This is a genomic window from Fusibacter ferrireducens, from assembly GCF_015352425.1.
GTDB lineage: Bacteria > Bacillota > Clostridia > Peptostreptococcales > Acidaminobacteraceae > Fusibacter_A > Fusibacter_A ferrireducens.
The window spans coordinates 88,369-101,124 of record NZ_JADKNH010000016.1 but is presented as its reverse complement, the minus strand read 5'-3'; the positions used below and the strand labels follow the sequence as shown (position 1 = coordinate 101,124).

Sequence of the window (12,756 nt, the reverse complement as noted above, 5' to 3'; positions counted from 1 at the left end):
TGGTCTAATAAAAGAAACTGATATTTCCGTGGCTTAGACTAAAGCTTCATTTTTGTAGGGCCTAAAAGACCTTTATTAAGTATGCCCTTTTTTATTTTGAGCTACTTTATTTTTCACGCTATCACCTCCTACATCCATTATAGCGTACATTAAAACGTACGTCAATTTAAATTGTATAAAATATAAGTTCAAGTCTAGACTCACCTAATAAGCCTCCCCATCACTCTTCAGGTTCTTACACAGCGTAGCGATGATCGGGAACCAAAAGGATGATTAGAGAGGGCTTTTCGTGTGTAAAAAAATGCATATTTATACTTAAATATGTTGTTTTGCTCTTTATTTATATATATTTACCATTTATAATATCATTATGTGAGGTTTATAATATGAATATACTAGAAAAAAATGTTTTAACTCCTATAGAGCATACGTCAGCTTTAAAAGAGGGGACTGCGCTTAAAAATAATCAATACATTATCGATCAGCTACTCTATTGTGGAGAAAGTGGCTTTGTTTATAAAGCACACAATAGTTATAACAACCAACTCGTCGCTATTAAAGAATTCTGCCCACCTAATCCTATACGATATAAAAATGAAACCCTAATGTATAGCCGTATTAAGTCTGCCGTGGAAATAGAAAATTTTAAAAGCGAGAAATTTGATTGTCATATTGAGCTCATAGAAAAATTTAAAAATGAAACGCTTCTGCTTAAAAAGTTATCTGATTCAAAATATACGATTACTGTTATCGAACAATTTGAAGCCAATAATACGGCTTATCTAGTTCTTGAATACCTTAATTATCCCACACTTTCAGAATTATTAGCGAGAGATAAACATTTGGATGTTGAATCACTTGTAAAAATATACAAACAACTTCTAACCGCTGTAAAATACGTACATAATAATGATATTATCCACAGAGACTTAAAACCTGATAATATTTACATTGCCTATAATCATGTGATTTTAGGTGATTTTGGCATTTCAAAAAACTTTGAGGACTCAAAATCCATAAAGACGGTTGCATACTCAAACCATTTCTCTTCTCCCGAACAAATGAGTGGGGCAAACACACAGAGCATATGCTCAGATATCTATTCTCTTGGAAAAATTCTGAGCTATATCCTTGATTATATGGATGAGTATGCTCTTACTGTCAAGACTCCAGATATGAATCATCAGCTTATACCGATTATAGAAAAATGCACTAAACCTAGCCCCTCTGAAAGATTCCAAAATGTATCCGAAATTGAAAATCTATTAAATTTCAAACCTACGGATCGAAAATTCAATTTAAAATACGTATTCGCTCTAACAGTATGTCTTATTCTCCTAACCGCTTTCATTAGTAAAAATCACCATCTAGGTTCTTCGACACCGCCAACCGATAATGACTCTAATATGACTTCAGCTGACACTCTTAGTACTGATGATGAAGAGACCTTCAAAGAATTTGAATTCATTACGGCTGTTAATTCTGAATTTAAATATGGAGAGGGCTTTATCGAATGGACACATCCTAAGGATCATTATAAATACTATATAAACATCACAGATTTATCAACTTGGCACTCACCTTTTGAATATCTTATAGAAACTCAAAAACCAAAATTAGAGTTGTCAGATTTAGGATTGAATCCTTCAAAATACCGCATTTATGTATTTGCTCATCCCGTAGATCAATTGTTCAGTCCCTATTATAAGTATATGGATTTCTCTATCACCAGTAAAATGCCTTTATTCAATGGACCGCATTTTAAAAAAGAATTCTACGCCTTTAATAATCGTGAAAAAATTCAATTTGATCTTGAAAATAGTACAGATAGTATTCTTAGAATTAAAAGCATCTATGGCCTCAAGGAAGTATATCAGGAAAGATTACAAGGTAGTGCTGTGAACATTGAAAGCCTTGAATTATCTCCTGGTTTATACTTAGCAACACTCCAATCAGACAATTTATCAAAATCTGATTCTACTATAATTGGTATTACAGATTATGGTGAATTAAATTATCTGACTTTTATAACTTCAAAAGACACAGGCTATAATTACTATGATAAAAAAATTATCGAGTGGAATCCCCTTGAGTCAGATTCCTTAAATTTTACTATTGTTCATCTAGCAACTGGAGAAACGACAAAGGTTTCTTTATCCGGAAATTCTCAATCTTATGACTTAAGTAATGTTCTATCAAAACCAGGCATGTTTTCCATTAGTTCAACATATCAGCTTAACGATAAAATATCTCCTGTAACTCAGAGAAGTTTTTATATATTGCCCCCGCAGTTACCCGCGCCTCAAGTCATAAATTCAACTATAAATGAAAATGGTGATCTTGAATTTGAGAAAGCTGCCCATGCAGAGAAATATCAAGTGGAAATAAATATTTCTGATACACCCATTATAATACATTCACCTAATAGCATAGTAAAGATTGATGACCCTGAACTAAAAAAAGGGCAATATAAAGCGACCGCATCTTATTTTGATCTCTATGACAATCAATCAGAATTAGCCACTTTTACCATCGAAATTAAATAATTTTTTATATAAAAGGATCCCCTTATGAAAAAAATACTAAAACCGTCTAAAACACATTTATTTAACACCACTAAAATCTACAAACTAAAATCTTCAACTGATTTTCCTAAGTTGAGCTATCATAAAATACCTCAATATAAAATCATACTTTCCCAAATTTACTCTAAATATTTGCATAAATGTGATCAAGATAATACTAAACCGATTAGTTTGAATATGATGAAAGCAAAATATGGCCTCCCTAATAACTTAAATAATTATTTTATTGTAAATCCAAAGTTAAAAAATGCTTATAATCCTTCAACAATACAAATTGAAAATGCCTATAAACTTATATTTATTCTAGACATGGATCTTGATACGGCTAACCTCTTTCTGGAAAGTTTACACTTTCAAAGATTTGATTCTCTTATGGCTTCCAATCAAGGAAAACTTATAAACTATTGCCTTAGGTGTGGTTATGATTTTTGGAAGACGAATGAGTTTCTTATTAAGCATGGTGTTGATGGGTTGATTTGAAATTTTATATCTGATTTATGTATAAAAAAAACCAAACTGTAAGGTGATCATACACCCTGGACAGTTTGGTTTTTCTTTTTTATTGGATGGTGACTTCTATCCAATCAGAAGGAGTTTTTAGTTCTTTTCCTGAAATATCTTTAAGGTACTCATGATTATGTTTAGGATTATAACGAATGTAAACCTTCATGCCTGATGAAGCAGTTGGCAATGTCCCATAATAATAGTTGCCCATAAAATGTATTTTGGACTGACTACTTAAATTATTGTCTGCATCAGATTTTGGGACTCCATATGCGCCACCCATTCCTGAAAACGTTGATAAATCAATAATTGAATCATTACTATCAACAATCTTTAGATCAAAAGAGCAACCATAAACACTGCCTTCAACAAGCCCCTCATAAGTAACTTCAAAATAATTTGCATTTGAAAACCCATCTATAAGTACTGGCGGATTAATAATCAAAGGCGTAATTGTGCTTGAATCAATAGTCATGCGATCTTTTGCACAAGTTGTAATCTCGGCTACTACATAAATTTTATTCTCATCTGATTGTGCTGGTGTATTCACTATTTTATAAGTAAAATCGACCTCACCCATTCCAACTGGTGAATTCACAAATTCAAGTTTCAATTCATTGTCCGCACTAATAGCATCAAAATCACTTGCATAATAAGCTTTAATATTATATTTATCAAAACTAGATGAATCGGTTTCAATACTTGGTGTAATTTTTAATCTCATATACTCTAAATTAGAAGAAACATATACATTTGGAATCATTGCTTGAGCGCTTTTAATACTTTCATTATTAAACCTTTCAAATGAATTTGGTATTTTTGCTTTATCTGTAATCCCTGTTCCAGTGTAATTTAAAGCCAACTCTGAGACTTGGATATCAGAAGTCAATCCAGATACGCTGAGTTCCACCGCATCATAAAATTTAATAGCATCTTCCAAAACGTCGACTTTGGTTATTGTAACCGGATTACCCATATAAGTGAGTTCAAAATCAGTTGGCTCAGCATTACTTGAACCATCCAGTTCATCATGAGTGTAGACATATATCTTAGTTTTTGAATTATTGATGTAAATGGATCCTACTGTTGGTGGATACTCATCCAACTCGTCTACAAGCGTCTTTTCAATTTCTATAATAGTAGGTTTTATCGATACCTTAGTGTTATCTTTTAGTACAATTGCCACAAGTGCTTTTTTATCGTCTGTTTTGGCAGTCGTTACAATGGTATGAACACTTGTATCATTAATTTCTAAATAACCGTTATATTTCGCCCAAGCTATAGAATCTTCACTTCCAGTGTGACCATGCATCACTGCCGTTTTATCTGGTTCTAGAACCGTATTGTATGGATCAGCAATGAGATATGCTTTTACCGTAGAATCGGGTGCATTTTTCAATTTAAGACTCACTGTAATATACCCATCTTCATTTACGGTCACCTTTGGATACCCGGTATCAAATCGATCGTCAACAAATTTTGTTGTCGCAATTTCCCATACTGCTTTTAAAGTCATATCCTTTTCGACAGGTTTTGAAAAATCATATTTAGCATCCTCTAAATACCAACCTTTGAAGGTATACCCCGTCTTAGTAGGTGCCACTGGCATCACGACCACCTGACCTGGAAGAACTTCTTGCTTAGGAACACTTGTGGTATCGCCCTTATAAGCTTCAAAGTAGACCGTGTACATCTTTGTATTTTCTTTAGCTATTGCGACTGAAATATTTTTGGACGTAATCACATTACTGCTTACAAGTGGATCTGAAAGCGAAGGCTCTTTCACCACATATACCGTAATAATAGCACTACTTGTGGTACCTGACGCCTTCAATTGGTTTTCAATCACCATTTGATTGCCCGTATTAGAAACTTCTGAGCCATTCTTCGACACCGAAACTGCATTAGGTGACTGAGATACCCAAATGACATTTGCATTTACCATGCTTGATGTCGTAGATTGAACGGTTGCTGTTACTGTGATCATTTGAGTTGTGGTCATTTGAACACTTGTATTTGAAAGCGTTAAGACCGCTAAAGGTGTCGGATCTTTTTTATCATCGTCCTTTGAATCGTCCTTTGAATCATTTGATGATGAACCCCCACTTGAACCCGGTCCAGTGGTGCCACCAGTTGTACCGCCTGCGATGCCTCCCGCTTGTGGATTATTCGCGTCTGTGCCTCCTGCCATTTCTTTCCCGTTCGCAGTCACGCCTTTTACTTTTTCACCCACTGACATTTTATCTACACTTACATCGATACGACTATCGTTGGCGTTGACACTTGCTGCTTGTATTGTCCCTTTACCTGCAACATCAAATCCAACCGCTTTATCATTGACATTTAATTGCTGGATGGTCGATTTTTCTGGTAAGTTGATTTTAAAACCCTCTGTGAGAGCCTCTACCGTATTAAAACGCCCCACTAATTCAATCTCCAAGCCCTCTAATGTTTCAGCATTTAAGATCACGTTATTGAAGCCATCCGCTGCCAGCTCATCCTCTACTAAGAGTGCGCCAGAAGCTAAATAAGTGACATTGACACGTGTCGTTCCAGAGGCTATGATTCTAATCTTATTATCTGCTTTTTTGACAATTAAAGCGCCTAAAACATTGGTATTGTTAAAGTGAATTGAATGCTCGCCACCACCTTTTACGATGATATCACCTTCAACGGTCACATTGTTTAACGTCACATCGCCATTGCCAACACTTTCAGCTATGTAGAGATCGCCTTTAACCATCATATCTTCAAGGGTCACATCTGCTGATGCAATGGTGACATTCTCATAGGTCGTCTCTTTTGCACCTTTATAAGTCCCTTTAGCGCTAAAAATTTCACCAAAGACTTTGCCCAGCATTGCCACGGCTTCACCACGTGTTATACTCTGCTTTGCTCGAAAAGTGCCATCTGGATAACCATTGAGATAACCCTTATTCACTAAAGTCTCAATCGCTTCTTTTGACCAAGTACTGATCTCATTGTAATCTTTAAAATGATTTAATGAAGTCGATTGTGAAGCTGCATTTTGAGATAAAATCTTTTTTACGACGACTGCCGCTTCTTCCCTTTTTATAGGGTTGTTTGGATAGAAGGCGCCATCCTCATATCCTGATACCCAGCCATTGCTCGCCGCATTTTTTATGGTTTGATAAAACCAGTCCGATGGTGCAACATCTTTAAAAGCAACTGTATTTTCTGTTGCAGTCAACCCAATGACGTTATTAAGTAATGTACAGAACTCGGCACGCGTAATCGCGGTATTGGGTTTATAGCTATTTCCGTCATATCCTGAAATAAGCTCTTCACCAATCCATTCTCTCATAATCGATTCTGACCAATGACCAACCAAGTCATCTTGAACTGCCACATCTGCATAAACAGGTGTAATCAGTGTTATCATAAGTGCTACGATGAGCACCATTGACAATATTCTTTTCATAATTTTTTCTCCCTTAATTAAGCAACATTTGTTTGCTGTAACCACTTTATCTCTCCGTATATCATTGCCGAAACCGTAAAATGAATAATTTGAAACTTTATCAACATATTAGATATTTACTTGAAGAAATCACTAAACATATGGACGGCAAGGCTTTAACTTTTTTAGATAATTTGCTTCCAAGGAGTGATAATCTTCCTGATGAATGTAAAATAAACTGCTACATGTTGTGATTTTTTTACATAAGTACTCATAGTTTACTGTTTACTTAAATTTTATTGGATAAGATCCATTGCCACGTAAGTAATTCCCTTGTAGTTAATAATAGGAAAACCATCTATAATACTTCTATATTTTTTGCCATTCAGCATAAAATCGTAATTAGCTAACGTAACTTCTACAAAACCTGAGTTTTGGAAATTTGGAACACTCACTCTACTTCTAAAATCACTTCCTTCTTTAAATTCTAAAGAAAATCCAATATCATTATCCCAATTATATTTCCAATCAAACAGATTGGAGTTTTTATAGGTAACAGGTATATAAACAACACCTTCATACTTCAAAAATGGAAAACTTATATCATTTATCAATGTGTCATCAAAGTTTATCCCTTCTGGAAGGATTTCAAAAGTTCCTAACTGAAATGACTCAAGTTGCGATAACGCTTGAACATCACCTTTGTTTGAGAGCATATCCAATTTTAAACTTATCTCCGGATTATTGGATTGATTACCCTCTAATAATAAATAGCTTTCACTTTTAACTGTATAATATATTTTGTCATTCGCAAAATAATAATCTTGGATTGGAAATTTGAATTTAAAAAACTCTTCCATATTTTTATTTTGTGCATTATACTTATAAATCGTATTACTATATAAGGAATCCAGAAAGTACAAATCATCTCTATATAAATTTGGTAAACGCACATCCGAGTATACCTTGATTTCATTGAGTGTAATTGGATCCAATAAAGCATAGCCATCCGTATCATATATATCACCAAATATCCAACTACCTGCAAGTGTAGGATTTATATGGGTTAATATACCTTCTTTAAACACTATTATATTACTTGCAACTTCTCTATCAGCAACGCTTATATCTTTGCCACTTTCTAAATCAATCTTATGAACTCTACCTACAGTACAATTTTCAAAATTTAAATTCGAATCATTGGGATCAATATAGTATAGTGCATCATTATATATTGAAAATGCTGAATTAAACGCTTCCTTTAAAAGCGTTTTTGTCCCTGTATCAAGATTAATATAAAATAACTTTTCATCATCTTGATATACTAGATGCTTTTCATCAATATCAATATCATTATCAGCGCATTTGATATTTAATCCTTCTATAGTTTTTAGGTTACCTTTTTCAACAAACCACGAAATTGCTTCACTAATAAAGTATATCTTCTGATCAGCTTGAACAATATTTTCGCCATAGTATAAAGATCTAATATTTTTTACAAATAAATCTTCTACTTGCTCTAATTTTACTTCTAAATCAACATAATCACTAAGGTACTTTATAGCAGTATTTTGTTTGGTACTCTTGTCATATGATACAAGGAAATTACTCATGCTATTTGCCCAAAACAGATAATTATCTCCTACTGTTGCAATCTCATCAAATTGAATTCCTGAAATATCTGATAACCAAATACGTTGTAGTTTAATTTCATTACCAATAATTTCAACAAAATATTTACAATAATTACAACTTACATGACTATTCTTAGCATAGTAAGTAAGGGTGTTTCTCATGTATGCTTGATCTTTTTTGGAAAAACTCTCATAAAACGATCCTTTAAATCCATCAAGTTTCTCAACCCCTTTATTGGTATTCCAAACAGCGTATCTAAGATCTGATTCATCCACCATGAAAACCAAATTCCCACGATCATTTAACGCTACTCTTGGGCAACCACTTTTAAAATTAAATTCCTCCTCACTTCTACTAGGATAAGGTTTAATGTTGTATATTCCTTGGATCACATGTGTATACTCACGGGTTACTATGGTTTTTTTTATTAAACTATATTTTGCACCATAATAACTATAACGTTCAAGATCTTCAGAGTTTGCAGTTGAGCCTTCGTAATATACATTTCCATTAGCAATTAGCAATGGAACAATTTTTTCTCCATTTTCATTTAACACCGTCAAATCCTCATAAACAGTGAGTATTCTACTAGCAATATTATACTGGTATATCTTATCATCTCCATAAACATACAGAATGCCATTATCTATACCTAAAATATCTGGATACCCTTGACTCGTCAAATAGTGATTTCTATCTTTAAAATTTATAATATCAAGACTTTCTCCCGATACTACATTATAATATTTCAATTTATTTTCCTCAGTATCAATTCCAAAAATAGCATCTTCGTATGCCAAAAGTTCCTCTAGAGGTTTAATGCCTGAGTCTAAGATTTCATCGCTTACGACATTGTAAAACAAAATACTTTTTGAATCACAAAATATAATATTATCACCAATCTTATTCAAACCAACTTTCAAATGGCGACCCGCTGATATGCTTTTAGTTACTATTTGAGTAACCGTTCCATATTCATCAATTCTATAGATCCCATCTTCAGTCATCCGATTAACAAAATAGTATTCTTTACCCTTTTTTATGATAGATGATTCTTCTGCTAATTCAGCATTTGTGCGGCCTTGCTCTCCCTTATCCCAGCTATAGTCTTCTGGAAGTTGAATCTTCTCTGTTAGGTTTTCAGAATAAGATAATCCACTTACAAGCATCAATGTAAACAAGAGAATAATATTTATCCTTATTTTTTTTTTTAGTTGCATTACTACCCCCAATGTATTTGTTCATCACATCTAAGTGAAACACCTTCCAATCTATTTTTTAACTTCGATCGCTTCAATACTTGCAAGCTCCAAAAAAATTATAAGTTCATTTGGCATCATTTTCACTATTTCAAGTTATTCCGAAACCATATGTTCTGTGCCCAACTTATTATCTTCGTAATCTCTTTTGTTAAATCGACCATAATATTAGCAATTTGTCCTTATAGATTAATATCTCATAATGTATATGTGTTTCTTGTTTCTTTAGTATTTTATTTTTCTTACTTTGTAATTCATAAAACCAAGTATTACTTATTTGCTCTACCATAAACATTATGATAATGCAAAAATCCATCTACAATAGAATCACCTTCTAAATCCAAAATGGCCTTCACAGAACTTTTGTCAGAAGCTTCTGCTTCTATTTTAACCATTGGACCAGCAGCAACAATTTTAATATGGCTCAGCACATCGTCATCATTTGAACCAGACTTCCCAGAAGCAATCGTAATTGCATCACTCCCTAGTATAAGCTTATCTAAATAAGCTTCATCAGATTGTCCCATTATAATTACGCCTGGTTCCTGAGCGGACCGATCTGCCGCTTCAATAGAAAATATCACAGAATCTACATGAATCAACTCCTTTAATTGTTGCAAAGATATTTCTTTAGCACCTCCTTCACTATATTCAACATACTCATAGAAACCTGAATCCAATGGTGTGATCCACTTAGGTTCTATATAAGTGTTTGTAGGTTTATCACTAAACATCGCCATAAGTAAAGCCAAATAGGACTCTTTTTCCTTTAATGACGCCCAAATTCTAACTGGAAGTTCAAGCTCAACGTTACCAACTTTGGCCCTATAGAGGTCACCAAAATATTGACCATCATTCGTATCCGCATTTAAAACGCCAACAATCAATTCAAATACCTCATATCTTTTGAGCAATCCAGAGGTGTTTTCCAAGCCTGATTTTGAAACAATTCCAAGGTCTGAAGCTTGTTGTTCTACCGTATTCCAGTCAATCTTATAACCGAGCATATTTAACAAAAATGAGGTTGCTTGCTTATAATTTACAGCCTCACCTATCCCAAATACACCTTCACTCACTCCACTTGTAATGCCAAGACTTTTTGCTTGTTCAACATATTTATATGCCCAACTTGTCTTCGGTACATCCACAAATGACGGTGTACTTGGCAAAATATAGTCCTCTTTTGCCCTTGGATCAATCTTAAGTAGCATCGTTACCATTTCTTCTCGTGAGATTGTACGGTCTGAAGCATAACCGTTGCCATCACCAGATATAATTCCTAAATTACCCAGTGACACATCTGCTGGAACAGGTTGCTTTAACCAGTTCTCATAGTTGTAGACCTGAACGCCATTTATATCTATCTTTTCAATAGAAGATTCTGGACTTATATAGCCTCCACCATTGTTTAAAATATAAACATCTGGATCTGTGTCCTCAGCAAATGAAAACCCAGCGGTAAGTAAACCAAGTATCAATATTAGTATTAGATTTTTTTTCATTTTCATATCCCTCTTCCTCTCATGTAATGACTTCATCTTTATGCGCCACTCTCCTGTAGCATTAATACAAGCTTAAATCAAGCATACCATTATTAATTTTAAAAAACCTCCACTGAGAATGGAGGTTTTTAAGGTTTCACGTTATCTCAGTCATACGTAGTTATCCAAGTATGTATCCCAAAAAAATCAGGCTCTATAATAAATGTTGGGGTGGGGTAAAACTCACCACAGCATTTCTTTATTTTTTTTTTCAAAAAAGAATGCACTTATAATCAATACTCCCGTAAAATGTTGTTGTCCAGACAAACAAAGAAAGGAGATGTCATATAAGTGCACTCAAATTTTACCAATAAATTTCTCAATTTAAAAGATGTTCATGTAAAAAATATTATTTCTGGTGATACTTTTTTGAAAATTACTATTTTATACAAAATCAAAGCAAATGGTTTGCCCTTCTTGCGGTAACGTCACATCAAAGATCCACGATTATAGGAATCAAATGATTAAAGACTTTCCTTACATGGATAAAAGCATCATCCTTATTCTGAAGAAGAGGCGCTATGTTTGCTCATGCGGAAAGAAATTCTATGAATACTATGATTTTTTGCCTAGATATCATAGAATGACAAACCGTTTGGTAGCCTATATCGTTTCTGAGCTTTCAAATGCTGTACCTGTTACTTTCGTAGCGAAAAAGTCTGGCGTTTCACCATCGACTGTAAATAAAATCTTTGATCATGTTCATTATTCAAGACCCGCCTCGCTTCCTAAAGTCCTTGCGATCGATGAGTTTAAAGGCAATGCTGGTGGAGAAAAGTACCAATGTATCTTGGTAGATCCTAAGAAAAAACACATTCTTGATATCTTACCCGATCGTAAACAAAGTCATCTTATAGACTATATCAAAGGCTATTCCAGGCATGAACGACTAAAGGTCCAGTTTTTTATCTGCGATATGTGGAATCCATATGCAGAACTCGCACGGTTATTTTTCCCTAATGCGACTATCATCGTGGATAAATATCATTTCATCAGGCAAGTGACTTGGGCTATAGAAAACGTCAGAAAACGAGTTCAAAAAGATATGCCTTCTGACTTAAGAAAGTACTTTAAAAGAAGTCGAACCTTGATACTAAAGAGGGCTGATAATCTCAAAGGTGATGAGATTGAAAAATTGAACACCATGCTACTTTACAATGACGAACTCAGACAAGCCTATCGACTTAAAGAGACTTTCTATGAGATCTGTCAAAATCCAAAATACAGCCAGCAAAGAAAAGATTTTTATGAATGGATAAGTTATGCAGAATCTCAAAACATCAAAGGGTTTAAGGCGTGTATTACTGCTTTTAGGAACGGGAGCAAAGAAATCTTAAATGCTCTTAAATATGGCTATACCAATGGATGTACTGAGGGTTATAACAATAAAATCAAGGTTTTAAAAAGAATCAGCTATGGCGTTCGAAATTTTAAACGCTTTAGAAATTGGTTTATTAAGCATGCAATAAACCTTTATAAAATTACCTCAACACCAAAATAACCTCAAGATAACAAAAAGAGCGGGGATCGCGTGATCCCCACCCCAACTATTGACTTTGAGCCAAAAATCAAAAGCTCCTAGCACAAGCTAGAAGCGTAAGAAAAATATGTTATTAGGGGGGAATTGCACGAGTGGGAAATTTGGGGGAACCCACTCGGAATTCATTTGGGGTTTTGTTATTAATTGGGGTTAATAATGTTTGGGGTTTATGGGGTTATTAAGCTTTCACTTAACTTATACTCAGTATAGAATTTACTTGTGTATACACTATGACGCAATTGTGAATAAATTGTGAAACCCATATTGCAGA

Annotated in this window: 5 protein-coding genes and 1 pseudogene; 3 read left to right on the top strand and 3 right to left on the bottom strand. The window is 34.1% G+C overall.

From position 1 onward, the window contains the following. Window positions 1-386: 386 nt before the first annotated feature. Window positions 387-2,546, top strand: coding sequence for a serine/threonine-protein kinase (locus tag ISU02_RS20680; protein WP_194703750.1), 2,160 nt, complete (start codon window positions 387-389; stop codon window positions 2,544-2,546). A gap of 24 nt (window positions 2,547-2,570) precedes the next feature. Then, window positions 2,571-3,065 (top strand): hypothetical protein, encoded by a 495-nt coding sequence (locus ISU02_RS20675; protein WP_194703749.1) that lies wholly within the window; start codon window positions 2,571-2,573, stop codon window positions 3,063-3,065. Between the two features lie 79 nt (window positions 3,066-3,144). Here ISU02_RS20675 and ISU02_RS20670 read toward each other — a convergent pair whose 3' ends face one another. The 3 genes from ISU02_RS20670 to ISU02_RS20660 all read right to left on the bottom strand — a co-directional run bounded on the left by ISU02_RS20670 (window position 3,145) and on the right by ISU02_RS20660 (window position 10,906). Next, window positions 3,145-6,531 carry an S-layer homology domain-containing protein gene (locus ISU02_RS20670; RefSeq protein WP_194703748.1) on the bottom strand — a complete coding sequence of 1,129 codons (3,387 nt, stop codon included), beginning with the start codon at window positions 6,529-6,531 and terminating at the stop codon, window positions 3,145-3,147. Between the two features lie 275 nt (window positions 6,532-6,806). Beyond that, entirely contained in the window at window positions 6,807-9,365 is a 2,559-nt protein-coding gene (locus ISU02_RS20665) for a hypothetical protein (protein ID WP_194703747.1), read from the bottom strand. A 308-nt stretch (window positions 9,366-9,673) separates the two neighbouring features. After that, window positions 9,674-10,906, bottom strand: coding sequence for an S-layer homology domain-containing protein (locus ISU02_RS20660; protein WP_194703746.1), 1,233 nt, complete (start codon window positions 10,904-10,906; stop codon window positions 9,674-9,676). Between the two features lie 439 nt (window positions 10,907-11,345). Between ISU02_RS20660 and ISU02_RS20655 the strand changes: the two are divergent. Further along, a pseudogene (locus ISU02_RS20655) lies at window positions 11,346-12,446 on the top strand (ISL3 family transposase); the annotation flags it as partial. Between the last annotated feature and the right edge of the window lie 310 nt (window positions 12,447-12,756).